The organism is Oryzisolibacter sp. LB2S, assembly GCF_040732315.1.
Lineage (GTDB): Bacteria > Pseudomonadota > Gammaproteobacteria > Burkholderiales > Burkholderiaceae_C > Alicycliphilus > Alicycliphilus soli.
Map to the genome: position 1 here is coordinate 1,485,513 of NZ_CP160388.1, position 25,684 is coordinate 1,511,196.

Genomic DNA, 25,684 nt, shown 5'->3' on the forward strand with positions numbered 1-25,684 from the left:
CACCAGGTGCCGGTTCTTTCTGCGAGTCACTGCCTCGGCGTGACCCGAAGCATCCGCGAGGGGTGCTTACTTGACATGCTTGCCGATCAGGCCGGCCATCTCGAACATCGAGACCTGCGGCTTGCCAAACACTTCCTTGAGCTTGGCGTCGGCGTTGATCATGCGCTTGTTGGCCGCGTCCTGCAGATTGTGGGCCTTGATGTAGACCCACAGCTTGCTGATGATTTCCGTGCGCGGCAGCGGGGTGGCGCCCACCACGGCAGCCAGGGCGGGGCTGGGGGTCAGGGGCTTCATGAAGGCGGCATTGGGGGTGCGCTTCTTCGCCGGAGCTGCGGGCGCGGTCTTAGCAGTTGCCATGTTGTTTGATCCTTGCGGAAGTGAAAGATGATGCCAGCGAGAAATCAGCTGCTTCACTGGTTCGGGCGATGCTACTGTGAAAAAAACGCCATTCCAAGGGAAGGCGTTACTTTTTTGCTGCGCCATCCTCGGTGCTGGGTCGTGCCGCGCGGCCGCCCCGGGGCTGCGGAATGCGCTGTCGGCGCGCACATAATGCGCCGTCGCGCCGCGGTGGCCGCGACAGCCTCTCCCCTCTGTCTGTTACCAACGAGACTCACCCATGACAAACACTGCGCCCATCAGTACCTGTGACCTGTGCGATGCCCACAAGGGCGACGACAGCGGCACCTTCTGGGTGCTCCCCCCTGTGTTTCAGTGCTACGGCGCGGTCACGGCCTTTCATGGGCCGGTGAGCACCGTCAAGTGTTTCGAGGACAACACCCTGGTCAAGGCCGCCGTGGAGCAGCCGGGCCAGGGCCGGGTGCTGGTGGTCGACGGTGGCGCCTCGCTGCGCCGCGCCCTCGTGGGCGGCAACCTCGCGGCCAGCGCCGCACGCAATGGCTGGGCAGGCATCGTCGTCAACGGCTGTGTGCGTGACGTGGCCGAGCTTGCGGTCGAGCAGATTGGCATACGCGCGCTGGCGCTCATGCCTCTGCCCACCGAGAAGCGCGGCGAGGGTCTGAGCGAGGTCGCAGTGCAGATCCAGGGCGTGTGGGTGCGGCCGGGCGACTGGCTCTATGCCGATGCCGACGGCATCGTGGTCAGCTCGCGCGAGCTGCCCTGACGGCCGCGCGCCGGTCAGCGCCCCACGCGCAGCGCCAGCCGTGAGGGCAGGGTGGCCAGCACCACGCTGGCCAGCGCCAGGCCAAACGCCAGCAGCTGCAGCGGCGTGAAGCGCTCGCCGAGCGCCAGCACCCCCACCAGGGCGGCGCTCACGGGCAGCAGCACGGTGAACACGCCTCCCTGCGCGGCCGGCACGGCGCGCAGCCCGGTCATCCACAGCCACACCGTCCACATGCATGCCGCCAGTGCGTACAGCACCAGCAGCAGCCACATGCCCCAGGGCACGGTGGCAAAGTCGAAGTCCCGCATCAGATACAGGCCGAACGGCGTGGACAGCGCAAAGCCCCAGAGGTTGATGAGCGAGGTGATGCGCTTGGGGCCCAGGCTGGCGGTGAGCTTCTTGCCGATGACCGAGTAGGCCGCCTCGCACACCGAGGCGCACAGCAGCAGCAGGTATCCGAGCCACTGCAGATTCGCCTGAGCGGAGGCCGAGGACGCCGCCGCGTGCGCGGCCTGCTCAGGTTTGGCGAGTGCGAACAGCGCAATGCCCAACACCGCGCAGGCCACGGCCACCCAGGTGCGCGCGTTCACGCGCTCACGCAGGAACAGCCAGCTCATCACGGCCACGCAGGCGGGAATGCAGGCCATGATCACCCCGGCCGAGGTGGCGCTGGTGAGGCTGACGCCATAGATCATGCAGACGGTGAACAGAAAGTTGCCCAGCAGCGACTGCAGGAACAGCAGCGCGCGCGTCTGCGGCGCCAGCGCGGGCTCGTCGGCGGGCTTTCTGAGCCAGCCCAGCATGGCCACGCCGCCGATGCCAAAGCGCATCCAGGCCAGCAGCAGCACCGGGAAAGTGGCGGCCAGAGGCTTGGAGAGCGCCACATAGCTGCCCACCAGCGACATGCTGAGGGCCAGGCACAGATAGGCAATGGGGCGGCTGGGAATGTTCACGAGGGGCGCTCAAAGCCGCACATCATGCCGTCAGACGAGGGCCTGTGTGGTCTGTGGGTCATGCGCAGCGCACGACGGTGAATTTTTTCGCTTTGTGAAAGTGTCATTTCTCATGGTGAACTTGAAGGCCGTGAGAGCGGCGGTGATTTTTCTCAATATGAGAAGCCAATTTTTGCAATGCAGGAATTGATGCATAACACATTGATATGCAAGGAAAAAATTTATCTCTTATATAAGACATAAGAGCTTGGCGCAGTCTTATAGAAGACTTAAAGTAATGCCCAAGGACGCCGGATACGGTGTCCGCCGATCCCTCAACCTTTCATGGAGAGTCACCATGTCGAACACGCTGAACGCACAACTGAGCCGTGAGCAACAAGTCGCAGCCCTGGAGAAGGACTGGGCACAGAACCCCCGTTGGAAGTCCGTCAAGCGCGGCTACTCCGCGGCTGACGTGGTGCGCCTGCGCGGCAGCCTGCAGCCCGAGTACACGCTGGCCCAGCGCGGCGCCGCCAAGCTGTGGGAGAAGGTCAACGGCGGTGCCAAGAAGGGCTATGTGAACGCCTTCGGCGCCATCACCGCCGGCCAGGCCATGCAGCAGGCCAAGGCGGGCCTGGAGGCCGTGTACCTGTCGGGCTGGCAGGTCGCCGCCGACGGCAACACGTCCGAGACCATGTACCCCGACCAGTCGCTGTACGCCTATGACTCGGTGCCCACGATGGTGCGCCGCATCAACAACACCTTCAAGCGCGCCGACGAAATCCAGTGGGGCCGCGGCATCAACCCCGGCGACAAGGAGTTCATCGACTACTTCCTGCCCATCGTGGCCGACGCAGAGGCCGGCTTCGGCGGCGTGCTCAACGCCTTCGAGCTCATGAAGAACATGATTGCCGCGGGCGCAGCCGGCGTGCACTTCGAGGACCAGCTCGCTGCCGTGAAGAAGTGCGGCCACATGGGCGGCAAGGTGCTCGTGCCCACGCAGGAGGCCATCGAGAAGCTGATCGCCGCGCGCTTTGCCGCCGACGTGATGGGCGTGCCCACGCTGATCCTGGCGCGTACCGACGCCGAGGCCGCCAACCTGATCACCAGCGACCATGACGCCAACGACAAGCCCTTCCTGACGGGCGAGCGCACGCAAGAAGGCTTCTACCGTGTGCGCAACGGCCTCGAGCAGGCCATCAGCCGTGGCGTGGCCTACGCGCCCTATGCCGACCTGGTGTGGTGCGAGACCGGCACGCCCGACCTCGGCTTTGCCCGCGAGTTCGCACAGGCCGTGCACGCCGCCTGCCCCGGCAAGCTGCTGTCCTACAACTGCTCGCCTTCCTTCAACTGGAAGAAGAACCTGGACGACGCGACCATCGCCAAGTTCCAGGACGAGCTGTCCGCGCTGGGCTACAAGTACCAGTTCATCACGCTGGCCGGCATCCACAGCAACTGGTACAACACCTTCAAGTTCGCCCACGCCTACGCCCGCGGCGAAGGCATGAAGCACTACGTGGAGATGATCCAGGAGCCGGAATTCGCCGCTCGCGAGCAGGGCTACACCTTCGTGTCGCACCAGCAGGAAGTGGGCGCGGGTTACTTCGACGACGTGACCACCGTGATCCAGGGCGGTTCGTCTTCCGTGAAGGCCCTGACCGGCTCCACCGAGGAAGAGCAGTTCCACTGATCCGACGCGCAACGGGGCGGCCCTACCGGCCGCCCAGGCTCCAGTCCAGGGCGCCCTCAGGGGCGCCTTGTTATTTCCCGTTTCAAGGGCGAAATCGCCGCGCAGCGCCCTTGTACAAAGCGCGACCCACTATCTAAGTTGTAGCTTTCAGCGCAGCACCACGACCGGCACCGTGCACAGTCGCAGCAGGGCCGTGGTGGTGCTGCCCACGATGAGCTGGCGTATGCGCGAATGGCCGTAGGCGCCCAGCACCAGCAGCCAGTTGCCGCGCGCCTGAAGCAGGGCGGGCAGGGCCTCCTCGGGCAGGCCGGGCACGACCTGGGTGTCGATCGCAAAGCCCGCCTGCTGCAGCTGGGCCTGGGCCGCCTGCATCTGCTGCAGGGCATCGGCCGAGGGCTCGCCCGCCATGGCCAGCAGGCCCGGCATGCCGCGCAGCAGCGGGCTGCGCGCCACGGCGTCCACGGCGCGCAGCGCGGTGGCGCTGGCGTCGAAGGCGACGACGAAGCCCTGGGGCGGGATGAACTCGGGCGTGGTCATCACCATCACGGGCTGGCGCACGTTGCGGATCACGCTCTCCACGCGGTGGTCCAGGCGCAGCCTGCGCGCCGCGCTGGCGCGGTGACGGCGCCCGAGGACGAACAGCCGTGCCTGCGGCTCGTGCTCGAGCAGCACATCGGTCAGATCGCCATGGCGCAGCAGCACCTGCAGCGAGGGGATGCTGCTGGTGTCCACGCGCGTCCGGGCCTCATCGAGCATGCGGCGCGCGGCCTCCTGCGCGACCTGCACGCGCTCCTCGTCCAGGGTGTTCAGGCGCTGCAGCAGCACGTCCTGCGCACCCATGCCGATCACGCCGCTGTAGTCGCCCACGGGCGGCATGGGTTCGGGCCGCTCGAGCGCGTGCAGCAGAGCCATGGGCGCCTGCACGCGCTGCGCGGCCCAGAAGGCGCCGTCCACCACGGCATGAGTGGTCGCCAGACCGTCGAGGCAGGCGTACACGGTGTCATGGTGGCTCATGGAGTCGCTCCTTCACGCTGGGTCATGGTTTGAGTGTGGCATCGTCGCGGCGTGCCTGCCAGTCAGGGATCACCATGGTTCCACTGGATCTTGGCAAAAAGTTGCTCCAGACCTTGCTGGGAAAGCGCTGGCAGCTACTGTTTTTGCTGATTCTGGCGAGGGTGTTGTTCCCGCATCGCCTCGTACAGCGCCTGCGCCGCCACCGACAGCCCGCGGTCGCGCCGGCGCACCAGGTAGATGTGGCGCGTGAGGCCGGGCAATGTCAGCGGCCGCGTCACGAGGTCGGGGTACTGGAAGTGAAACAGCGTGAACGTGGGCACCACGCTGATGCCCAGCCCCGCGCGCACCATGCCCGTGACGGTGGCCAGCTGCTCGACCTCCATCAGCGTGCGCATCACATGGGGGTGAAAGCTCGCCTCCAGATACTGGCGCACGCTGCTGTGCCGCGCCAGGTGGATGAACGGCCATTGCGCCAGCATGCGCAGCTGCGCGGCGCCGCCGGGCAGGGGCTGGGTGGCCAGCGGGTGGTCGGCCCTGCATACGAGGTGAAAGCCGTCCTGGCAAAAGGGCTCGGCCTGCAGCTCGGGCGTGTCGGCGCGTATCGCGGCCAGCGCGAAGTCGGCACGACCGGTGGACACGAGGTCGATGCAGGGCTCGGACAGCACGTCGGAGATGTCCAGCTCCACGCCCGGGTGCCTGGCGTGAAAGCCCGCGAGCACGCCCGGCAGCCAGCCCGCGGCGAGTGAGGGCAGCAGCGCGATGGCCACGCGCCCGCGGCGCAGCTGGGCCGCGTCGCGCATGGCGGCCAGGGCCGCGTCCACCTCGGCGCGGATGCGCAGCGCCGAGGCGTGGAAGTTCTCGCCCTCGGCCGTCAGGCCCACGTGGCGTGTGCTGCGGTCGAACAGGCGCAGGCCCAGGTCGTCCTCCAGCGCGCGGATCAGAGCGCTGAACGCCGGCTGCGACAGATGGCATTGCGCCGCGGCGCGCGTGAAGCTGCGCTGCGCGGCCAGGGCGAGAAAGGCGTCGATCTGGCGCGAGGAGATATTCATTTGAATATTCGATGAATTGATCCTGACAATCTATTTCACAGAATAACCCGACGCGCCTACAGTGCGCCTCAAGAGACACACCAAGGACACGCCATGGCCAACCCTTCTCCCTTGCTCATAGGCTGCGCGGCCGGCTTCTCCGGCGACCGAGTCGATGCCGCCGCGCCCGTCGTGCAGGCCCTGGTCGACAGTGGCCGCCCCGCGGTGCTGATCTTCGAGACCCTGGCCGAGCGCACGCTGGCGCTGGCCCAGCTCGCGCGCCGCGCCAACCCGGACGCGGGCTACGAGCCGCTGCTCGACGACCTGCTGCGCCCGGTGCTCGCCCAATGCCTGCGGCATGGCGTGCGCATCGTGAGCAACTTCGGTGCGGCCAACCCGCGCGGGGCGGCGCAGCACATCCAGCGCCTGGCGCAGGAGCTGGGCGCGCGCCGCCCGCGCGTGGCCGTGGTGCATGGCGACGACCTGAGCAGCCCGGAGCACCGCGCGCTGCTGGCCCAGGCCCTGGGCCAGGACATGCCCACCCAGCCCATCGCCAGCGCCAACGCCTACATCGGCGCAGAGCCCATCGCCCAGGCTCTGCGCGCGGGCGCCGACGTGGTGGTCTGCGGCCGCGTGGCCGATCCCTCGCTGGTGCTGGGCCCGGCGCTGGCGCATTTCGGCTGGAGCATGGACGACTGGGACCGGCTGGCGCGCGCCACCATGGCCGGCCACCTGCTCGAATGCGGCTCGCAGGTCACGGGCGGCTACTTTGCCGACCCCGGCTACAAGGACGTGCCTAGCCTGGCGCGCCTGGGCTACCCCATCGCCGAGATCGATGCGGACGGCCACTGCACCATCACCAAGCCCGCGGGCACGGGGGGGCGCGTGGACGAGCGCACCGTCAAGGAGCAGCTGTTGTACGAGCTGCATGACCCGGCCGCCTACCTCACCCCCGACGTGGTGGCCGACATCACGCAGGCACGTGTCGCCCAGGCCGGCGCCGATCGCGTGCGCCTCGACGGCGTGCGCGGCCACGAGCGGCCGCCGTCGCTCAAGGTCAACGTGTGCTTCGAATCGGGCTGGTTCGCCGAGGGCGAAATATCGTATGCGGGCGCCCGCGCCGAGGCGCGTGCCCGCCTGGCCGGCGAGGTGCTGCGCGAGCGCCTGGCGGGCGTGGCGCCGCTGCGCATCGACCTGATCGGCGTCTCCAGCGTGTTTGCCGACGATGCCGGGCGCTGGCGCGAGGCCCATGCCCCCGGCGACGCGCGCGACGTGCGCCTGCGCGTGGCCCTGCAGCACCAGGACCATGCCAGCGCCCAGCGCCTGGTGCGCGAGGTGACGGCGCTGTACTGCGCCGGCCCGGCCGGCGGCGGCGGCGTGCGCACCGCCATGCGGCCGCGCCTGGGCACCGTCTCCTGCCTGGTGCCGCGCGCGGCGGTTTCCACGGGCTTCACGCTGCTCGATTGAAAGGCATAGCCACCATGACCGATACCGTTCTGACCGTCCCCCTGTACCGCCTGGCCCATGGCCGCACGGGCGACAAGGGCAACCGCTCCAACATCAGCGTGATCGCCTGGCATCCCGCGCTCTGGGATCTGCTTGTGGATCAGGTCACCGAGGAGGCCGTGGCCCAGCAGTTCGCGCTGCGCCGGCCCAGCCGCGTCACGCGCTATCTGCTGCCCGAACTCCAGGCCATGAACTTCGTGCTCGACGGCGTGCTCGACGGGGGCGTGAACGACGCGCTCAACCTCGACAGCCACGGCAAGGCCCTGTCCTTTCTGCTGCTGGACCTGACCGTGCAGGTGCCCGCGGCGCTCGCGCAGCACCTGGCCGGCCCCGGCTGACGCGGGGCGCGCAATTCCCCTGTTTCATTCACCACATCCAACCAAGGAGACAACATGACCGCATCCATCGATCGCCGCCGTGCCCTGGCTGGCGCCGCCGCCACGCTCGCCCTGGCCCTGGCCGGCACGGCCAGCGCCCAGGCGCCCGCCTATCCGGCCAAGGCCATCACCTTCATCGTGCCGTTTGCCGCGGGCAGCGCCACCGACCAGCTCGCGCGCGCCCTGGGCCAGTCCGTCACCACCGACACCAAGCAGCCCGTGGTGGTGGACAACAAGGCCGGCGCCAGCGGCATGATCGCCGCGCAGGCCGCGGCCAAGGCCGCGCCCGATGGCTACACCGTGCTCATCACCACCAACACCACGCATGCGGCCAACGTCCATCTGTACAAGAAGCTGTCCTACGACCCGGTGAAGGACTTTGCCCCCGTCACCGGCCTGGGCAAGGGCGGGCAGGTGCTGGTCGTCAATGCCAGCGCGCCCTACAAGAACCTGGGCGAGCTGCTGGCCGCCGCGAAGAAGGAGCCCGGCAAGCTCAGCTTCGGCAGCGGCAGCTCGTCGAGCCGCATGGCCGGCGAGATGCTCAAGCAGCTCGCCCATGTGGACATCCTGCATGTGCCCTACAAGAGCAATCCGCTGGCCATCACCGATCTGCTCGGCGGGCAGATCGACATGATGATCACCGACACCTCCACGGGCGTGCCGCAGATCAAGGCCGGCAAGCTGCGTGCGCTCGGCTACTCCACGCAAAAGCGCGGCGCCCAGCTGCCGGACGTGCCCACCATCGCCGAGGCCGGCGTCAAGGGCTATGACATGGGCTACTGGTTCGCAGCCTACGTGCCCGCCGGCACGCCGGCCCCCGTGGTGGCGCGCCTGAACGAGCTGCTGGCCCATGCCACCAAGAGCGCCGCGGCCAAGTCGTTCTTCGACAACGCGGGCTCCGAGGCCTGGACCAGCACGCCCGAAGAGCTCGCCAGGTTCCAGGCCGCCGAGACCCAGAAATGGGGCAAGGTCATCAAGGCCGCGGGCATTGAACCTGAATGAGCGTCGGCTCTGGAGTTTGAGTCAAATCGGCCTCCAGCGCCCGCTGGACAAGCGTGAGCAGCTCTGATTTCAGGAGTCGTGCGTCTCGCCAGCGGGCGCGAACAGGTCCCAGGTGGCCATGAACAGCGCCGCGATGGCTGGGCCGATGACGAAGCCCGTAAGGCCGAACAGCGCCATGCCGCCGAGCGTGGAGATCAGCACCACGTAGTCGGGCATCTTCGTGTCCTTGCCCACCAGCAGCGGGCGCAGCAGGTTGTCCACCAGGCCGATGACGCCGACGCCGTAGGCCGTCAGGATGGTGGCCTGGCCGATGGCGCCGGTGGCCAAGAAGTAAATGGCCACGGGGCCCCAGATCAGGCTCGCGCCCACGGCCGGCAGCAGCGACAGAAAGGCCATGAGCACGCCCCACATCACCGGCCCCTGGATGTCCAGGATCCAGAAGATGAGTCCGCCCAAAGCGCCCTGCGACGCCGCGACGACGATGTTGCCCTTGACGGTGGCGCGGATCACGGTGGTGAACTTGCGCGCGAGCTGGTTCTTGTGCTCGGCGTCCAGCGGTATCGCCTGGCGGATGCGCGCGGCCAGCTGGCGTCCGTCGCGCAGCAGGAAGAACAGCAGATACAGCATCACGCCGAAGCTCACGATGAACTGCAGCGTGTTCTGCCCGACATCGAGCGCCTTGGTGGCCAGGAACTGGCTGGCCTGGGCGCCCACGGCCGTCAGGCGCTCCTGCAGCTCGGCCATGGAGGTCAGGTGAAAGCGGTCGAGCAGATCCAGCACCCAGTCGGGCAGGGCGGCCAGCACCTGCTGCAGGTAGGCGCCGAAGTTCAGCTGACCCGAGCGCACGCGCTCGTAGGCCACGCTGGCCTCCTGCACCAGCGAGATGCCGATGAGCGCCATGGGCAGGATGACGATCACCAGGCAGATGCACAGTGTGATGAACGCCGCGAGGTTGCGCCGGCGCGGCATGCGCAGCAGCAGCCGGCGATGCAGCGGCATGAACAGTATGGCCAGCACCACCCCCCAGAACACGGCGCCATGCAGCGGCCACAGGATGGCCCCAAAGGCCAGGGTCACGGCTGCGAGCAGCAGCAGCAGGGTGCGGTTTTGGAGCGGTAGCGGATGCATGTCGGGGCCAGGGCGGGCAGGGCCCCCGACTGTAAGCGACGTTACCGGCCCGCGGCCGATACTTCCTGTGCGTTCAGTGGCACAATACCGCCCGCACCCAGGCCCCTTCCCAGCCACAGTCGCATCCGCAAAACGGTTCAGCCGTGTCGCGGAAGGTTTGTCAACCAACTAAAGCTTCCCTCAGGGAAGCAGAGGTCAGCGAAGCATGAGCGAGACATCGTCCGTTTACCAAGCCTACCAAGGCAACACTTACCTCTTCGGCGGCAATGCGCCCTATGTCGAGGAGATGTACGAGAACTACCTGGCCAACCCCGGTAGCGTGCCCGATTCCTGGCGCGAGTACTTTGACGCACTTCAACATGTGCCCGCCGTCGACGGTAGCGACGCGCGCGACGTGCCGCACATGCCCGTCATCAATGCCTTTGCCGAGCGCGCCAAGGCCGGCGGCACCAAGGTCGTCGTCGCCAGCACCGACGCTGAAATGGGCCGCAAGCGCACGGCCGTGCAGCAGCTCATCGCCGCCTACCGCAACGTCGGCGCACGCTGGGCCGATCTCGACCCCTTGAAGCGCGCCGAGCGTCCCCAGATTCCCGAGCTCGAGCCGTCCTTCTACGGCTTTGCCGATGCCGATCAGGAGACGGTGTTCGACACCAGCAACACCTTCTTCGGCAAGGACAAGATGCCGCTGCGCGAGCTGCTCAATGCCCTGCGCGAGACCTATTGCGGCACCGTCGGCGCCGAATACATGTACGCCACCGACCAGGTGAAGAAGCGCTGGTGGCAGCAAAAGCTCGAAAGCATCCGCACCAAGCCGCAGTTCGATGCCGAGAAGAAGAAGCGCATCCTTGACCGTCTCACGGCCGCCGAGGGGCTGGAGCGCTATCTGCACACCAAGTACGTGGGCCAGAAGCGCTTCTCGCTCGAAGGGGGCGAGTCCTTCATCGCCGCCATGGACGAGCTGATCCAGGCCGCGGGCGGCAAGGGCGTGCAGGAAATCGTCATCGGCATGGCCCACCGCGGTCGCCTGAACGTGCTGGTCAACACCCTGGGCAAGATGCCCAAGGAGCTGTTTGCCGAGTTCGACCACACGGCCCCCGAGGATCTGCCCGCGGGTGACGTGAAGTACCACCAGGGCTTCTCGTCGGATGTCTCCACCCCCGGCGGCCCGGTGCACCTGTCGCTGGCCTTCAACCCCTCGCACCTGGAGATCGTCAACCCCGTGGTCGAGGGCTCGGTACGCTCGCGCATGGACCGCCGCGCCGACCCCAAGGGCAAGCAGGTGCTGCCGGTGCTGGTGCACGGCGACTCGGCCTTCGGCGGCCAGGGCGTGAACCAGGAAACGCTGGCGCTGTCGCAGACCCGTGGCTACACCACGGGCGGCACGGTGCACATCATCATCAACAACCAGATCGGCTTTACCACCAGCGACCCGCGCGACCTGCGCTCCACGCTGTACTGCACCGACATCGTGAAGATGATCGAGGCGCCCGTGCTGCACGTGAACGGCGACGACCCCGAGGCCGTCGCGCTGTGCATGCAGCTGGCGCTGGAGTACCGCATGGAGTTCTCCAACGACGTGGTGGTGGACATCATCTGCTATCGCAAGCTGGGCCACAACGAGCAGGACACCCCCATGCTCACCCAGCCGCTGATGTACAAGAAAATCGCGGCCCACCCCGGCACGCGCAAGCTCTACGCCGACAAGTTGGCAGCGCAAGGTCTGGGCGCGACGCTGGGCGACGACATGGCCAAGGCCTATCGCGCGGCCATGGACGAGGGCAAGCACACCATCGACCCGGTGCTGACCAATTTCAAGAGCAAGTACGCCGTGGACTGGAGCCCGTTCCTGGGCAAGACCTGGACCGATGCGGGCGACACCGCCATCCCGCTGACCGAGTGGAAGCGCCTGGCCGAGCGCATCACCACCATTCCCGAGAGCGTCACGCCGCACATGCTGGTCAAGAAGGTGCTCGACGACCGCGCCGCCATGGGCCGCGGTGAGCACAACGTGGACTGGGGCATGGGCGAGCACATGGCCTTTGCATCGCTGGTGGCCAGCGGCTACCCCGTGCGCCTGTCGGGCGAGGACAGCGGTCGCGGCACGTTCACGCACCGCCATGCCGTGATCCACGACCAGAAGCGCGAGAAGTGGGACGAGGGCACCTACGTGCCGCTGTCGAATGTGGCCGAGAACCAGGCTCCGTTCACCGTCATCGACTCCATCCTGTCCGAGGAGGCCGTGCTGGCCTACGAATATGGCTACGCCTCCAACGACCCCAACACCCTCGTGATCTGGGAGGCGCAGTTCGGTGACTTCGCCAACGGCGCGCAGGTGGTGATCGACCAGTTCATCGCCTCGGGCGAGGTCAAGTGGGGCCGTGTGAACGGCATCACGCTGATGCTGCCGCACGGCTACGAGGGCCAGGGCCCCGAGCACAGCTCGGCGCGCCTGGAGCGCTTCATGCAGCTGGCGGCCGACGCCAACATGCAGATCGTGCAGCCGACCACGGCGAGCCAGATCTTCCACGTGCTGCGTCGTCAGATGGTGCGCAACCTGCGCAAGCCCCTGGTCATCTTCACGCCCAAGAGCCTGCTGCGCAACAAGGACGCGACCTCGCCACTGTCCGAGTTCACCAAGGGGGGCTTCCAGACCGTGCTGGGCGAGCGCGACGAGGCGATTGTCAAGAACGCCGCCAAGGTCAAGCGCGTCATCGCCTGCTCGGGCAAGGTGTACTACGACCTCGTGAAGAAGCGCACCGAGGCCGAGCGCAGCGACGTGGCCATCGTCCGCGTCGAGCAGCTCTACCCGTTCCCGCACAAGGCCTTTGCGGCCGAGCTCAAGAAGTACCCGAATGCCACCGACATCGTGTGGTGCCAGGACGAGCCGCAGAACCAGGGCGCCTGGTTCTTCATCCAGCACAACATCCACGAGAACATGCTCGATGGCCAGAAGCTGGGCTACGCGGGCCGCGCCGCATCGGCATCGCCCGCCGTCGGCTACGCCCACCTGCACCAGGACCAGCAGAAGGCCTTGATCGAGGCCGCCTTCGCCAAGCTCAAGGGTTTTGTCCTGACCAAGTAAGGCCACCCACGCGCTCATTCAGAACAGAACACTTTTTGGAAAGATCACAAAATGGCAATCGTAGAAGTCAAGGTTCCGCAGCTGTCCGAGTCCGTGGCCGAGGCCACGCTGCTGAGCTGGAAGAAGAAGGCCGGCGAGGCCGTCGCCGCCGATGAAATCCTGATCGAGATCGAGACCGACAAGGTCGTGCTCGAGGTGCCCGCCCCCGCGGGCGGCGTGCTCGCCGAGATCGTGGTGGGCGACGGTGGCACCGTGGTCGCCGAGCAGCTCATCGCCAAGATCGACACCGAGGCCGTGGCCGGCGCGGCCGCCCCGGCGGCGGCCCCCGCGCCCGCAGCCGCTGCCGCAGCCCCCGTGGCCGCCGCAGCGCCCGCGGCCGGTGGCAACAAGGCTGGCGTGGCCATGCCCGCGGCCGCCAAGATCCTGGCCGAGAACAACCTGTCCGCCGGCGCCGTGGCCGGCACCGGCAAGGATGGCCGCGTGACCAAGGGCGACGCCCTGGCTGCCGTGGCCGGTGGCGTGAAGTCCACCGCCGCCGTCATCCCCACGGGCGTGCCGACCAAGGCGCTGCCGCAGGTGGCCGTACCGGCGGCGCTGGACCTGGGCGATCGCCCCGAGCAGCGCGTGCCCATGAGCCGCCTGCGTGCGCGTATTGCCGAGCGCCTGCTGCAGTCGCAGTCCACCAACGCCATCCTGACCACCTTCAACGAGGTCAACATGGCGCCTGTGATGGACCTGCGCAAGAAGTTCCAGGACGCCTTCACCAAGGAGCATGGCGTCAAGCTCGGCTTCATGTCCTTCTTCGTGAAGGCCGCCGTGCACGCCCTCAAGAAGTATCCGGTGCTCAACGCCTCGGTCGACGGCAACGACATCGTCTACCACGGCTACTTCGACATCGGCATCGCCGTGGGCTCGCCGCGCGGTCTGGTCGTGCCGATTCTGCGCAATGCCGATCAGATGAGCTTTGCCGACATCGAGAAGAAGATCGCCGAGTTCGGCAAGAAGGCCGCGGAAGGCAAGCTGGGCATCGAGGAGATGACCGGCGGCACCTTCTCGATCTCCAACGGCGGCACCTTCGGTTCGATGATGTCCACCCCCATCATCAACCCGCCGCAGTCGGCCATTCTGGGCGTGCACGCCACCAAGGACCGTGCCGTGGTCGAGAACGGCCAGGTCGTGGTGCGCCCCATGAACTACCTGGCCATGAGCTACGACCACCGCATCATCGACGGCCGCGAGGCCGTGCTGGGTCTGGTGGCCATGAAGGACGCGCTGGAGGATCCCTCGCGCCTGCTGTTCGACCTGTAATCCCGACCGGGTTTACCAATCCTTCAAGACCCACCCTCGGCATGGCCCTGCGGTGGGTTTTTTCAACCCAACACAAGCATTTACACCATGAGCCAACAATTTGACGTCGTCGTGATCGGTGCCGGCCCCGGCGGCTACATCGCTGCCATCCGTGCCGCCCAGCTGGGCATGAACGTGGCCTGCATCGACGCCTGGACCAACGACAAGGGCGGCGCCGCGCCCGGCGGCACCTGCACCAACGTGGGCTGCATTCCCTCCAAGGCACTCTTGCAGTCGTCCGAGCATTTCGAGCACGCCACCAAGCACTTCGCCGAGCATGGCATCAGCACCGGCAAGGTCAGCATGGACGTGGCCACCATGATCGGCCGCAAGGACACCGTGGTGAAGCAGAACAACGACGGCATCCTGTACCTGTTCAAGAAGAACAAGGTCAGCTTCTTCCATGGCCGCGGCTCGTTCGTGAAAGCCGTGGAAGGCGGCTACGAGATCGCCGTCAAGGGCGCCAAGGACGAGACCCTGGTGGGCAAGCAGATCATCGTCGCCACGGGCTCCAACGCCCGTGCGCTGCCGGGCGTGGACTTCGACGAGGTCAACGTGCTGTCCAACGACGGCGCGCTGCAGATCGGTGCCGTGCCCAAGAAACTGGGCGTGATCGGCTCGGGCGTGATCGGCCTGGAGATGGGCAGCGTCTGGCGCCGTCTGGGCGCCGACGTGACGGTGCTCGAGGGCCTGCCGACCTTCCTCGGCGCCGTGGACGAGCAGGTGGCCAAGGAGGCCAAGAAGGCCTTTGACAAGCAGGGCCTGAAGATCGAACTCGGCGTGAAGATCGACGAGGTCAAGAGCGGCAAGAAGGGCGTCTCGGTGGCCTACACCAACGCCAAGGGCGAGGCGCAGAAGCTCGACGTGGACAAGCTCATCGTCTCCATCGGCCGCGTGCCCAACACCATTGGCCTGAATCCTGAGGCCGTCGGCCTCAAGCTCGACGAGCGCGGCGCCATCGTGGTCGATGGTGACTGCAAGACCAACCTGCCCGGTGTCTGGGCCGTGGGCGACGTGGTGCGCGGCCCCATGCTGGCGCACAAGGCCGAGGAAGAGGGCGTGGCCGTGGCCGAGCGCATCGCGGGCCAGCATGGTCATGTGAACTTCAACACCATCCCCTGGGTCATCTACACCAGCCCCGAGATCGCCTGGGTCGGCAAGACCGAGCAGCAGCTCAAGGCCGACGGTGTCAAGTACAAGGCCGGCAGCTTCCCCTTCATGGCCAACGGCCGCGCACGCGCGCTCGGCGACACCACGGGCTTCGTCAAGTTCCTGGCCGATGCCGCGACCGACGAGATCCTCGGCGTGCACATCGTCGGCCCCATGGCCAGCGAGTTGATCTCCGAGGCCGTTGTGGCCATGGAGTTCAAGGCCAGCGCCGAAGACATCGCGCGCATCTGCCACGCCCATCCGTCTCTGTCTGAGGCGACCAAGGAAGCGGCACTGGCCGTGGACAAGCGCACCCTCAACTTCTGATGAATTGAGGTAAAAATGGCTGCCAGCGCTTGTGTGTCAAGCGCTGGTAGCTATTGTTTTTATATCAAGGATATCCGGTGAACGTCAGGCAGGCCTACGAGGCGGAGCTCGCCGCCAAGGGTTTCAAGAGCGACCCGGCGCAGCTGCGCGCGGTCGATGCGCTGGAGCGCTGCGCCCAGGAGTGGAGCCACTACAAGAGCCGACGCTCCAACGCGCTCAAGAAGCTCATCAACCATCCCGAGATCCCCCGCGGCGTCTACATGTACGGCGGGGTGGGGCGGGGCAAGAGCTTTCTCATGGACTGCTTCTTCAACGCCGTGCCCCTGAAGCGCAAGGTGCGACTGCACTTTCACGAATTCATGCGCGAGGTGCACCGCGAGCTCGCCGGCCTGCAGGGCACGCAGAACCCGCTCGACGCCCTGGGCGCCAACATCGCCAAGCGCTACAAGCTGATCTGCTTCGACGAGTTCCACGTGGCGGACGTGACCGACGCCATGATCCTGCACCGCCTGCTCGTGGCGCTGTTCGACAACGGCGTGGGCTTCGTCACCACCAGCAACTTCAGGCCCGACGAGCTCTACCCCGACGGCCTGCACCGCGACCGCATCCTGCCCGCCATTGCGCTGCTGAACGAGCGCATGGAGGTGGTCAACGTGGACAACGGCACCGACTACCGTCGCCGCACGCTGGAAAACGCCAAGCTCTACCACTGCCCGCTGGGCCCCGAGGCCGACGCCGCCCTGGCGCAGACCTTCGATCAGCTCGCCGAGGTGCATGACGAAGACCCGGTGCTGCACATCGAGAACCGCGAGATCCGCGCCCTGCGGCGCGCAGGCGGCGTGGTGTGGTTCGACTTTCGCGAGCTCTGCATGGGCCCGCGCTCGCAGAACGACTATCTCGAGATCGCCACGCAGTTCCACACCGTGCTGCTCTCGGGCGTACCCTATATGCCGGTCAACATGGCATCGCCCGCGCGGCGCTTCACCTGGCTCGTGGACGTGCTCTACGACCGGCGCGTCAAGCTCATCGTCTCGGCGGCCGTGCCGCCCGAGGAGCTCTACACCGAAGGGCCTCTGGCCCATGAATTCCCACGCACTGTCTCGCGCCTGCAGGAGATGCAATCCAAGGAATACCTGCAGCTCGAGCGGCGTGTCGTGGATACGGGGTTGACCTGATGTCAGCGCATTCTCGCCAACGATTTCGTTGCTGGGCCTTGGCCCTGGGCCTGGCCTGCGGACTGTGGCAGCAGGCCTGGGCGCAGACACCCGCGCCCACGCCCGACCCTGTCTCGCAGGAGGCGCAGCAGCAACGCCAGGCGCGCCGCGCGCAGATCGCGGCCGAGCGCCAGACGCTGCAGACGCAGCTGGGCAGGGACGAGCAGGCCTGCTACCAGCAGTTCGCCGTGCACGACTGCCTGCGCGCGGCGCGCACCAAGGCGCGCACGGCCGAGAACCAGCTGCGCCGCGAGGAACTGCGGCTCGATGAGGACGAGCGCCGTGAAAAGGCCGCCGAGCGCCTGCGCGCGATCGAGCAGCGCGAGCGCGAGCAGCAGCAGGATCTGCAATCGGGCAGCAGACCGCCGCCCATGCAGGCCACCGAGCGCGGCGATGCGCAGACCCGTGCGCAGCAGGCGCGTGAGCGTGCCCAGCAGCAGCAGCGCCACAACGCCGGCCATGCGGCCGACCTGCAACAACGCGAGCAACAGCTGCGGCAGCAGGTGCCCGAGGCGCGTCAGCGCTACGACGCCAAGCAGCAGAAGGCGCGCGAGCGCCGGGCGCAGCGCGAGCGCGAAAAGGAGCAGGAGGCGGCCTCGGGCCGCAAACCGGCCGCGCCGCTGCCCGAGCCCGCGCCCTGATCAGTTCGAGAGCGAGAACTGCGGCTGCTGTGCAAACATGGGCGGGCGCTTTTCCTCTTTCGGCGCCTCGATTTTCACGACTACCAGCGACAGGTTGTCCCCGCCGCCGCGAGCGCGCGTGCGCGCCTTGTCGATGAGGAACTCGGTGGCCTCGCGCGGGCTGAGCGAATCGAGCACCGACGCCAGCTCCGCCGGTGTGAAGTAGTGCCACACCCCGTCGCTGCAGGCCAGCAGCACATCGCCGGGCCGCAGCTGCGGGATATGGTGGGCGGCGACCGGCGGGTCGCTCTCCGCGCCCAGGCAGCCGATCAGGATGTTGGCATGGGGGTGGTCGTTGGCCTCGGCCTCGGTCAGTTCGCCGCGATCGACCAGGGCCTGGACATAGGAATGGTCCGCCGTGCGGTGCAGCAGCCGGCCGTCCTGAAAGTGGTAGATGCGCGAATCCCCGGCATGGACCCAGTGGCAGTCGCCCCGCGGGTTGATGAGAAAGGCGGCAATGGTGCTGTGCGGCTCCTGCTCGGCCGAGATGGCCGTCAGGCGGATCACGATATGGGATTCCTGCACGATGTGCCGCAGCAGCGTCGCGCCGTCGTCGGTGTCGGGTGCGTAACTGTCGAACAGCTGGCGCGAGGTCATCATCACCTGGTCCGAGGCCTTGCGACCGCCGCTGCGACCGCCCATGCCATCGGCCACCACGCCGAGCACGCAGCCGTTGACGCGCGGGTGGGGCAGCAGGATGACCTGATCCTGCTGGTAGTCTCGGTCACCCTTGTGGATGCCGGTCGAGGCGATGAGGCGAAACGCTTGGGTCATGGAAGATGCCGGGTGCGGACGCGGCCCTGGCGGGCTGCTGCAGTCGTGTGGCACGTATTATCGTCAACCGCTGCCGCCGTCGGCAGCCCGCCGTCGGGCCGAGCCGTGAACAAGCGCCATGCCCGGTGATTTCATCGCTTCCATGACCTTGAACGATCTCGTTGCCGGGGTGTTTGCGCCCGGCGGGGCCCTGGCCCGCGTGCAGTCGCGTTACCGACCACGGCCCCAGCAGCAGGCCATGGCACAGGCCGTGGCCGACGCCATCCGCACGCGCACTCCGCTGGTGGTGGAGGCGGGCACGGGTGTGGGCAAGACCTTCGCCTATTTGGTGCCGGCATTGCTCAGCGGCGAGCGCGTGCTCATCTCCACCGCCACCCGTGCCCTGCAGGACCAGCTGCATGGGCGCGACCTTCCCCTGCTGCTGCGGGCGCTGGCATTGCCGCTGCGCACGACCATGCTCAAGGGGCGAGGCAGCTACCTGTGCCTGCATCGCCTGGATCTGGCGCGCCTGGGGCCCCAGGCTTCACCCTCGGACGCTCTGGCTGCAGAGCTAGGAGGCTGTCGGGCTTGGAGCGCCGAAAGCGAAAATCGGCCCCAGCGAGACCAGTTTTTGCCGGATTTGCAGCCCAATAGCCGAGCTATTGGGCAAAAAGCCGGTGAAAAATGGGCCGCTGCGGTCGATTTGCAGCCGGCGATTTCCAAGTCTGACAGCCTCCTAGAGCACGTGGAGCGCTGGGCCCAAGCCACGCAGACCGGTGACCTGGCCGAGCTCTCCGGGCTCGACGAACGCTCGCCCACCATTGCGCGGGTGACTTCCACCAGCGACAACTGCCTGGGCCATGCCTGTCCGCGCTTTGCGCAATGCCATGTGTACCAGGCCCGGCGCGCGGCCATGTCGGCCGATGTGGTGGTCATCAACCACCACCTGTTCTTTGCCGATCTGGCGTTGCGCCGCTCGGGCATGGGGCCATGGCTGCCCGACGCGGGCCTCGTGGTCTTCGACGAGGCGCACCGGCTCATGGACACGGCGGCGCAGTTCCTGGGCGTGCACTGGAGCGGGAGCGAGTTGCTGGAGCTGGGCCAGGACCTGTTTGCCGCCGGCCTGCGTCATGCGCGCGGGCTGGCCGACTGGCAGGCGCTGCGCGAAGCCCTGCGCGGCGCGGCCCGCGCGCTGCGGCGGGCCGCCGGGCCGGCAGATACACAGGCGCAGGATGATGAGACCGTGCAGCTGGCCTGGGCCGGCGAGGCGCCAGACGGTGTGGATGTCGCGCGCTGGCAGGCCGCACAGCAGACCGTCGTCGATGCGCTGCGCCGCGCCCTGGCCGCCCTCGATGGCCTGACCTGCCAGGCGCCCGAGCTGGCCCACCTGCATGCACGCACCGTGGCGCTTCTGCAGCGCCTTCAGCATTTCTCCGAGGCGGGGTCGGCCGATTGCGTGCGCTGGCTGGAGCGGGGTGGCATGCCGCGCATGCACGAATCGCCGCTCGACCTGGCGCCGGCGCTGCGCCCCCTGTGGGGCAGGCCCGACCCCGATGCGGAGGCCTGGGACGAGGAGGGCGAATCACCGGAACGGTCGCCAGCCTTGTCCGGGCGCGGCTGGGTGTTCACCTCGGCCACGCTGGGCGCGGACAGCGCGCTGGGCTGGTTCACCGACGCCTGTGCGCTCGAGGATGCGCGCACCCTGTGCCTGGACAGCCCGTTCGACCATGCGCGCCAGGCGGCGCTCCATGTGCCCCAGCACCTGCCTGCCGTCGGCGATGCGGGGCACAGCGAGCAGCTGGCTCATTGGGTGGCGGATGCTGCCGAGCGCCTGGGCGGGCGCACCCTGGTGCTGACGACCAGTCTGCGCGCATTGCAGATCATTGGTCAGGTCTTGCAGCGCCGCCTTGCGGCCACGGGCGGCATCGAGGTGCTGGTACAGGGCCAGGCGCCCCGGCGCCACATCATGGAGCGGTTTCGTGCGCCCGCGGCGGCCACTGGCCATGTGCTCGTGGGTTCGGCCAGCTTCTGGGAGGGCTTTGACGTGCCGGGCGATGCGCTGCAGCTGCTCGTCATCGACAGGCTGCCATTCCCGTCGCCGGGTGATCCGCTGGTCGAGGCCCGGGGCAGGCGGCTGCAGCAGCAGGGGCGCAGCGCCTTTCGTGACCTGGCCCTGCCCGCCGCGGCGGTGGCGCTCAGGCAGGGCGTCGGACGTCTGATACGCAGCGAGACGGATAGGGGTGTGCTGGTCGTGGCCGATCAGCGCCTGCTGCGCATGGGCTATGGCAAGCGGCTGCTGCGGGCGCTGCCGCCCATGCGTCAGCTGGCCACGCAGCAGGAGTTCGAGGCGGCGCTCGACGCGCTCACCAGAACTTCCACCAGGGATTTTCCTGGGTCTTGAGACCGGTCTTGAGCAGGGTGCTGTTGGGGTAGGAGGCCAGCAGCACGCGCTGCGCATCGTCGCGCAGCTGCGTCATGCCCAGCGCGTCATAGGAGCGCACCAGGATGTACAGCGCCTCCTCGGTGGCGGGCACGTCCTTGTAGTCGGCGATGGCGCTCTGCGCGCGGGCCACGGCCGCCACATAGGCGCCGCGCTCGTAGTAGTAGCGTGCCACATGGACCTCGTATTGCGCCAGCGAGTTCACGATGTAGGTCATGCGCAGGCGCGCGTCGGGCGTGTAGCGCGAATCGGGAAAGCGCGTCACCAGCTCGCGGAAGGACTCGAAGGAGTCCTTGGCGGCCTTCTGGTCACGCTCGGACAGGTCCTGGCGCGAAATCCAGGAGAACAGACCCAGGTTGTCATTGAAGTTGACCAGCCCCTTGAGGTAGAGCGCGTAGTCGAACGCCGGGCTGGCCGGGTGCAGCTTCATGAAACGGTCCAGCGTGGCGACGGCCTGGGCCTTGTCGCCGGCCTTGTACTGGGCGTAGGCCTTCTCCAGCTGCGCCTGCTGGGCCAGCGGTGTGCCGGCCGCGCGGCCTTCGAGCTTTTCCAGCAGCGGCACGGCCTTGTCATAGGCGCCGCCATTGAGTTCGTCGCGCGCCTCGGAGTAGAGCCTGTCGGTGCTCCAGCCGGCGGTCTGGTCGACATTGGAACTGGCGCAGGCGGCCAGCAGGCCGGCAGCCAGCAAGGCGGGAATCAGAGACAAAGGAATACGCGGCATGGCAAGGGGTCTTGGTCTGGATGAAAGCGGGCGGCGGATGGCGCGTGCAGCCGGGGCTGGCCATCGGCGCAACGCGCCATTGTAGTTAAGCGAGCGGGCAGACCGACTGTCCGGTGGGGCCAAGCCGGCGTTCCTACAATGCCGCGATGTTTGTCCACCTGCGCCTGCACACCGAATTTTCCGTCATCGACGGAACCACCCGCATCGACGAGGCCATCAAGGCAGCGGCCCGCGACGGCCAGCCGGCCCTCGCCATCACCGACCTGAACAACCTCTTTGGCGCCGTCAAGTTCTACAAGGAAGGGCGGGGCAAGGGCGTCAAGCCCATCGTGGGCGCGGAGATCTGCCTCGAGGGCGGTGCCGGCGCAGCTCCCGCGCGCATGCTGCTACTGGTGCAGAACCGCCAGGGCTATCTGAACCTGTGCGAGCTGCTCGCGCGCGCCTGGACGCGCAACGTGGTCAAGAACCTGCCACTGTGCACCTGGGAATGGCTGCAGGAGCTCAACGAGGGGCTGATCGCGCTCGCCGGTGCGCAGGCCGGCCCCGTCGGCCAGGCCCTCATGAGGGGCGATGAGAGCGGCGCGGCAGATTTGGCCCTGCGGCTCGCGGGAGTGTTTCCCCATCGCTTTTACATGGAGATACAGCGTGCCGGCCGGGCCGACGACGAGGCCCATGTCACGGCGGCGGTGCAGCTGGCCGCGCGGCTGCAGCTGCCCGTGGTGGCCACGCACCCAGTGCAGTTCGCCACGCCCGACGGCTACGAGGCGCACGAGGCGCGCGTGTGCATCGCCGAGGGGGAGATCCTCGCGAATCCGCGGCGCGTGCGCCGCTTCACGCGCGAGCAGCATTTCCGAAGCAGCGCCGACATGCAGGCGCTGTTCGCCGATGTGCCCACGGCGATTACCAACACGCTGGAGATCGCCAAGCGCTGCAATCTGACGCTGGTGCTGGGCAAGCCGCGGCTGCCGGACTTCCCAACGCCCAACGGCATGCCCATCGAGGAGTACTTCCGCTATGCCTCCTACGAGGGCCTGGCAATGCGCCTCGCGCACCTGTTCCCGAACGAGGCCGAGCGCGAGAAGCAGCGCCCGCGCTACGAGGAGCGGCTCGAGTTCGAGCTCGGCACCATCCTGAAGATGGGCTTTCCGGGCTACTTCCTCATCGTGGGTGACTTCATCCAGTGGGCCAAGAACAACGGCTGCCCGGTGGGGCCGGGCCGGGGGTCGGGTGCGGGCTCGCTCGTGGCCTACGCGCTCAAGATCACGGACCTCGATCCGCTGCAGTACAACCTGCTGTTCGAGCGCTTCCTGAACCCCGAGCGGGTGTCCATGCCCGACTTCGACATCGACTTCTGCCAGTCCAACCGCGACCGCGTGATCGACTACGTGAAGGAAAAATACGGCAAGGATGCCGTGAGCCAGATCGCCACCTTCGGCACCATGGCGGCCAAGGCGGCGATCCGCGACGTGGGCCGCGTCATGGACATGAGCTACACGTTCTGCGACGGCATCTCCAAGCTGGTGCCGGCCAAGCCGGGCCAGACCTACACCCTGGCCTATCCGCCCGAGCCGAAGAAGGAGGGCGACAAGAACAACTACGCCCTCGAGCTCGAGCCCCAGCTCTACGAGCGTGTGAGGAACGAGGAGGACGTGCGCACCATCATCGAGATGGCGCAGCAGCTCGAGGGCATGACGCGCAACATCGGCATGCACGCCGGCGGCGTCCTGATCGCGCCGGGCAAGCTCACCGACTTCTGCCCGCTGTACCAGCAGCCCGGCAGCGAATCGGCCGTGAGCCAGTACGACAAGGATGACGTGGAGGCCATTGGCCTCGTGAAGTTCGACTTTCTGGGCCTGGCCACGCTGACCATCCTGGAGATCGCGCGCGAATTCATCATGAAGCGCCACAAGGGGCAGGAGAACTTCGCCTTCGAGAACATTCCGCTCGACGATGCTGCCACCTACAGGCTGTTCTCGGACGGCAGGACCGAGGCCGTGTTCCAGTTTGAAAGCCGCGGCATGCAGGGCATGCTCAAGGAGGCCCGCCCGAGCCGCCTCGAAGACCTGATCGCCCTCAACGCCCTGTACCGCCCGGGCCCCATGGACCTGATCCCGAGCTTCGTGAACCGCAAGCATGGCAAGGAGGTGGTGGAATACCCGCACCCGCTGGTCGAACCCGTGCTGGCCGAGACCTACGGCATCATGGTCTACCAGGAGCAGGTGATGCAGACCGCGCAGGTGCTGGGCGGCTACTCGCTGGGCGGCGCCGACATGCTGCGCCGCGCCATGGGCAAGAAAAAGGCCGAGGAGATGGCCAAGCACCGCGACATCTTTCGCAAGGGTGCGGCAGAGAAGGGCATCGACCAGGACAAGGCCGACGAGGTCTTCGACCTGATGGAGAAGTTCGCCGGCTACGGTTTCAACAAGTCGCACGCCGCCGCCTACTCGCTCCTGGCCTACCACACGGGCTGGCTCAAGGTGCACTACACGGCCGAGTTCTACTGCGCCAACATGACGGTGGAAATGGACGACACCGACAAGCTCAAGGTGCTGTACGAGGACGCGACCAAGCATTTCGGCATGAGCTTCGAGCCGCCGGACATCAACCGCGGCAACTACCGCTTCGAGCCCGTGACCGACAAGGTCATCCGCTACGGCCTGGGCGCCGTCAAGGGTACGGGCCAGCAGGCCATCGAGGCCATCATCGCCGCGCGCGAGGGCCGTGGCGAGGGGCCGCGCGGCGGCGACCGAGGCCCGTTCAAGAGCCTGTTCGACTTCTGCGTGCGCGTGGACCGCACGCGCATCAACAAGCGCACGGTGGAGGCCCTCATCAAGGCCGGCGCCTTCGATGCCCTGCACCTGGACCGCGCGGCGCTCGTGGCCTCCCTCGACCGGGCCTTCGACTTTGCCGCGGCGCAGCTCGCCAATGCCAACCAGGGCGGGCTGTTCGACATGATGGGCGAGGACGCCATCGGCTCGAGCACGCAGGAGCCCGAGCTGGCCCAGGTCGCGCCCTGGGGCATCAGGGAGCGCCTGATGCAGGAGAAGACCGCCGTGGGCTTCTACCTGTCGGGCCATCTGTTCGACGAGGTGGAGCAGGAGGTGCGCCGCTTTGTGCGCACGCCCATCGCCGAGCTGGCCGACAGCCGCGACACCCAGGTGCTGGCCGGCATCGTGAGCGAGGCGCGCGTGATCAACGGCCAGCGGGGCAGGCTCACCCTGTTCAAGCTCGACGACAAGTCGGCCGTCATCGAGGCATCGGCCGATGAGGAGGTGATGGCGGCCGCGGCCGGCGCCCTCAAGGACGACGAGTTCGTGGTGGTGAGCGGGCGCCTGCAGCTCGACCACTTCAGCGGCGGGCTGCGCGTGAAGGCCCAGCAGATCCTGGACCTGCCCGCCGCCCGCGCACGCTTTGGCCGCTATCTGCTGGTGGGGCCCAAGGGACAGGCGCGCCCCGACGTCGCGGGCATCGTGCAGGAGTTTCCGCCGCGCAGGCAGGAGGCGGGCGATGGCGAGGTGCTGTCCCAGGGGCTGCGCGTGCGCATGGGGCTGCGCTGCCAGGCCGATGCCGGGTCGGCCGTCGTGGAGCTGCAGCTGGGCGAGGCCAGCCGCTTCTTCCCCAGCGATGCGGCGCTAGCCGCATGGGGCGTGGAGGTCGGCAGCGACCAGGTGAAGGTGGTCTATGAAACGGCTTGAAAAAGGCGGATCGGATGCCAGCTACAGCCACTGCAGCTGCGGTTTGAGCGCACTAGAATGAAACATATGGCAACCAAACCTCCCAAGCCGACTTCGGCGCCTGGCACTCCCTCCCGGGACGAGGGCGGCGCGGTCGTGCTCGAGCGGCGGACACAGAGAACCAAGCCGCCGCAGATGTATCAGGTGGTCATGCTCAATGACGACTACACGCCCATGGAGTTCGTGGTCGTGGTGCTGCAGGAATTCTTCAACAAGGACCGGGAGACCGCCACGCAGATCATGCTCAAGATCCATCTGGACGGCAGAGGCGTCTGTGGCGTGTACACGCGGGATGTGGCCGCCACCAAGGTCGAGCAGGTGCTCGACGCAGCGCACAAGGCCGGCCATCCGCTGCAATGCGTCAGTGAGCCGGTGCAATAGCCTGTTGAATTAATGGCCTTTGCCCCCGAACTACAGTCATCCTTTACACGCAAGCACAT

20 protein-coding genes are annotated in these 25,684 nt (G+C 67.3%); 13 read left to right on the plus strand and 7 right to left on the minus strand.

From position 1 onward, the window contains the following. Positions 1-66: 66 nt before the first annotated feature. Positions 67-357 carry an SWIB/MDM2 domain-containing protein gene (locus tag ABUE11_RS07045; RefSeq protein WP_317703036.1) on the minus strand — a complete coding sequence of 97 codons (291 nt, stop codon included), beginning with the start codon at positions 355-357 and terminating at the stop codon, positions 67-69. Positions 358-616: 259 nt separating this feature from the next. Here ABUE11_RS07045 and rraA point away from each other — a divergent pair, with 259 nt between their 5' ends. Beyond that, entirely contained in the window at positions 617-1,120 is a 504-nt protein-coding gene (gene rraA / locus ABUE11_RS07050) for a ribonuclease E activity regulator RraA (protein WP_367068340.1), read from the plus strand. A gap of 14 nt (positions 1,121-1,134) precedes the next feature. On the opposite strand, the gene ABUE11_RS07055 is transcribed toward rraA, so the two are convergent. Next, on the minus strand, positions 1,135-2,067 hold the full coding sequence (locus tag ABUE11_RS07055; RefSeq protein ID WP_367068773.1) for a DMT family transporter: 933 nt from the start codon (positions 2,065-2,067) through the stop codon (positions 1,135-1,137). Positions 2,068-2,410: 343 nt separating this feature from the next. Here ABUE11_RS07055 and aceA point away from each other — a divergent pair, with 343 nt between their 5' ends. After that, positions 2,411-3,742, plus strand: coding sequence for an isocitrate lyase (aceA, locus tag ABUE11_RS07060; protein WP_367068341.1), 1,332 nt, complete (start codon positions 2,411-2,413; stop codon positions 3,740-3,742). 147 nt (positions 3,743-3,889) lie between these two features. Here aceA and ABUE11_RS07065 read toward each other — a convergent pair whose 3' ends face one another. Both ABUE11_RS07065 and ABUE11_RS07070 read right to left on the minus strand, forming a co-directional pair. Beyond that, positions 3,890-4,756: a universal stress protein gene (locus ABUE11_RS07065; RefSeq protein ID WP_367068342.1), complete on the minus strand. Its 867-nt coding sequence runs from the start codon at positions 4,754-4,756 to the stop codon at positions 3,890-3,892. Between the two features lie 134 nt (positions 4,757-4,890). Beyond that, complete coding sequence (locus ABUE11_RS07070) at positions 4,891-5,805, minus strand: LysR family transcriptional regulator (RefSeq protein WP_367068343.1); 915 nt, start codon at positions 5,803-5,805, stop codon at positions 4,891-4,893. Between the two features lie 93 nt (positions 5,806-5,898). Between ABUE11_RS07070 and ABUE11_RS07075 the strand changes: the two genes are divergently transcribed. The 3 genes from ABUE11_RS07075 to ABUE11_RS07085 are packed head-to-tail and all read left to right on the plus strand — an operon-like array spanning position 5,899 to position 8,669. Beyond that, on the plus strand, positions 5,899-7,251 hold the full coding sequence (locus ABUE11_RS07075; RefSeq protein ID WP_367068344.1) for an acyclic terpene utilization AtuA family protein: 1,353 nt from the start codon (positions 5,899-5,901) through the stop codon (positions 7,249-7,251). A gap of 14 nt (positions 7,252-7,265) precedes the next feature. After that, complete coding sequence (locus ABUE11_RS07080; protein ID WP_367068345.1) at positions 7,266-7,628, plus strand: hypothetical protein; 363 nt, start codon at positions 7,266-7,268, stop codon at positions 7,626-7,628. Between the two features lie 54 nt (positions 7,629-7,682). Next, entirely contained in the window at positions 7,683-8,669 is a 987-nt protein-coding gene (locus tag ABUE11_RS07085) for a tripartite tricarboxylate transporter substrate binding protein (RefSeq protein WP_367068346.1), read from the plus strand. 69 nt (positions 8,670-8,738) lie between these two features. Here ABUE11_RS07085 and ABUE11_RS07090 read toward each other — a convergent pair whose 3' ends face one another. Beyond that, positions 8,739-9,797: an AI-2E family transporter gene (locus tag ABUE11_RS07090; RefSeq protein WP_367068347.1), complete on the minus strand. Its 1,059-nt coding sequence runs from the start codon at positions 9,795-9,797 to the stop codon at positions 8,739-8,741. A gap of 205 nt (positions 9,798-10,002) precedes the next feature. On the opposite strand from ABUE11_RS07090, the gene ABUE11_RS07095 reads away from it, so the two are divergent. The 5 genes from ABUE11_RS07095 to ABUE11_RS07115 all read left to right on the plus strand — a co-directional run bounded on the left by ABUE11_RS07095 (position 10,003) and on the right by ABUE11_RS07115 (position 17,557). Continuing rightward, complete coding sequence (locus ABUE11_RS07095) at positions 10,003-12,879, plus strand: 2-oxoglutarate dehydrogenase E1 component (RefSeq protein WP_367068348.1); 2,877 nt, start codon at positions 10,003-10,005, stop codon at positions 12,877-12,879. Positions 12,880-12,930: 51 nt separating this feature from the next. Further along, entirely contained in the window at positions 12,931-14,187 is a 1,257-nt protein-coding gene (gene odhB, locus ABUE11_RS07100) for a 2-oxoglutarate dehydrogenase complex dihydrolipoyllysine-residue succinyltransferase (RefSeq protein ID WP_367068349.1), read from the plus strand. Between the two features lie 87 nt (positions 14,188-14,274). After that, positions 14,275-15,702 carry a dihydrolipoyl dehydrogenase gene (gene lpdA / locus ABUE11_RS07105; protein WP_367068350.1) on the plus strand — a complete coding sequence of 476 codons (1,428 nt, stop codon included), beginning with the start codon at positions 14,275-14,277 and terminating at the stop codon, positions 15,700-15,702. A 77-nt stretch (positions 15,703-15,779) separates the two neighbouring features. Next, the gene (gene zapE, locus ABUE11_RS07110) at positions 15,780-16,877 is read left to right on the plus strand and encodes a cell division protein ZapE (RefSeq protein WP_367068351.1); all 1,098 of its coding nucleotides are present in this window, start codon (positions 15,780-15,782) and stop codon (positions 16,875-16,877) included. A gap of 38 nt (positions 16,878-16,915) precedes the next feature. Next, positions 16,916-17,557: a hypothetical protein gene (locus ABUE11_RS07115; RefSeq protein ID WP_367068352.1), complete on the plus strand. Its 642-nt coding sequence runs from the start codon at positions 16,916-16,918 to the stop codon at positions 17,555-17,557. Here ABUE11_RS07115 and ABUE11_RS07120 read toward each other — a convergent pair whose 3' ends face one another. Then, complete coding sequence (locus ABUE11_RS07120) at positions 17,558-18,370, minus strand: protein phosphatase 2C domain-containing protein (RefSeq protein ID WP_367068353.1); 813 nt, start codon at positions 18,368-18,370, stop codon at positions 17,558-17,560. It lies immediately after the preceding gene. A gap of 142 nt (positions 18,371-18,512) precedes the next feature. Here ABUE11_RS07120 and ABUE11_RS07125 point away from each other — a divergent pair, with 142 nt between their 5' ends. After that, on the plus strand, positions 18,513-20,750 hold the full coding sequence (locus ABUE11_RS07125) for an ATP-dependent DNA helicase (RefSeq protein ID WP_367068354.1): 2,238 nt from the start codon (positions 18,513-18,515) through the stop codon (positions 20,748-20,750). On the opposite strand, the gene ABUE11_RS07130 is transcribed toward ABUE11_RS07125, so the two are convergent. After that, positions 20,713-21,510, minus strand: coding sequence for an outer membrane protein assembly factor BamD (locus ABUE11_RS07130; protein WP_367068355.1), 798 nt, complete (start codon positions 21,508-21,510; stop codon positions 20,713-20,715). The genes ABUE11_RS07125 and ABUE11_RS07130 overlap by 38 nt on opposite strands. A gap of 146 nt (positions 21,511-21,656) precedes the next feature. Here ABUE11_RS07130 and dnaE point away from each other — a divergent pair, with 146 nt between their 5' ends. Both dnaE and clpS read left to right on the plus strand, forming a co-directional pair. Continuing rightward, positions 21,657-25,205, plus strand: coding sequence for a DNA polymerase III subunit alpha (gene dnaE, locus ABUE11_RS07135; RefSeq protein WP_367068356.1), 3,549 nt, complete (start codon positions 21,657-21,659; stop codon positions 25,203-25,205). 66 nt (positions 25,206-25,271) lie between these two features. After that, on the plus strand, positions 25,272-25,625 hold the full coding sequence (gene clpS, locus ABUE11_RS07140) for an ATP-dependent Clp protease adapter ClpS (RefSeq protein WP_367068357.1): 354 nt from the start codon (positions 25,272-25,274) through the stop codon (positions 25,623-25,625). Positions 25,626-25,684 lie beyond the last annotated feature (59 nt).

What these genes read in the sequence shown, in the direction of transcription:
- ABUE11_RS07045 (WP_317703036.1), bottom strand. Translation starts at nt 357, where the DNA reads ATGGCAACTGCTAAGACCGCGCCCGCAGCTCCGGCGAAGAAGCGCACC.
- rraA (WP_367068340.1), top strand. Translation starts at nt 617, where the DNA reads ATGACAAACACTGCGCCCATCAGTACCTGTGACCTGTGCGATGCCCAC.
- aceA (WP_367068341.1), top strand. Translation starts at nt 2,411, where the DNA reads ATGTCGAACACGCTGAACGCACAACTGAGCCGTGAGCAACAAGTCGCA.
- ABUE11_RS07065 (WP_367068342.1), bottom strand. Translation starts at nt 4,756, where the DNA reads ATGAGCCACCATGACACCGTGTACGCCTGCCTCGACGGTCTGGCGACC.
- ABUE11_RS07070 (WP_367068343.1), bottom strand. Translation starts at nt 5,805, where the DNA reads ATGAATATCTCCTCGCGCCAGATCGACGCCTTTCTCGCCCTGGCCGCG.
- ABUE11_RS07075 (WP_367068344.1), top strand. Translation starts at nt 5,899, where the DNA reads ATGGCCAACCCTTCTCCCTTGCTCATAGGCTGCGCGGCCGGCTTCTCC.
- ABUE11_RS07080 (WP_367068345.1), top strand. Translation starts at nt 7,266, where the DNA reads ATGACCGATACCGTTCTGACCGTCCCCCTGTACCGCCTGGCCCATGGC.
- ABUE11_RS07085 (WP_367068346.1), top strand. Translation starts at nt 7,683, where the DNA reads ATGACCGCATCCATCGATCGCCGCCGTGCCCTGGCTGGCGCCGCCGCC.
- ABUE11_RS07090 (WP_367068347.1), bottom strand. Translation starts at nt 9,797, where the DNA reads ATGCATCCGCTACCGCTCCAAAACCGCACCCTGCTGCTGCTGCTCGCA.
- ABUE11_RS07095 (WP_367068348.1), top strand. Translation starts at nt 10,003, where the DNA reads ATGAGCGAGACATCGTCCGTTTACCAAGCCTACCAAGGCAACACTTAC.
- odhB (WP_367068349.1), top strand. Translation starts at nt 12,931, where the DNA reads ATGGCAATCGTAGAAGTCAAGGTTCCGCAGCTGTCCGAGTCCGTGGCC.
- lpdA (WP_367068350.1), top strand. Translation starts at nt 14,275, where the DNA reads ATGAGCCAACAATTTGACGTCGTCGTGATCGGTGCCGGCCCCGGCGGC.
- ABUE11_RS07120 (WP_367068353.1), bottom strand. Translation starts at nt 18,370, where the DNA reads ATGACCCAAGCGTTTCGCCTCATCGCCTCGACCGGCATCCACAAGGGT.
- ABUE11_RS07125 (WP_367068354.1), top strand. Translation starts at nt 18,513, where the DNA reads ATGACCTTGAACGATCTCGTTGCCGGGGTGTTTGCGCCCGGCGGGGCC.
- ABUE11_RS07130 (WP_367068355.1), bottom strand. Translation starts at nt 21,510, where the DNA reads ATGCCGCGTATTCCTTTGTCTCTGATTCCCGCCTTGCTGGCTGCCGGC.
- dnaE (WP_367068356.1), top strand. Translation starts at nt 21,657, where the DNA reads ATGTTTGTCCACCTGCGCCTGCACACCGAATTTTCCGTCATCGACGGA.
- clpS (WP_367068357.1), top strand. Translation starts at nt 25,272, where the DNA reads ATGGCAACCAAACCTCCCAAGCCGACTTCGGCGCCTGGCACTCCCTCC.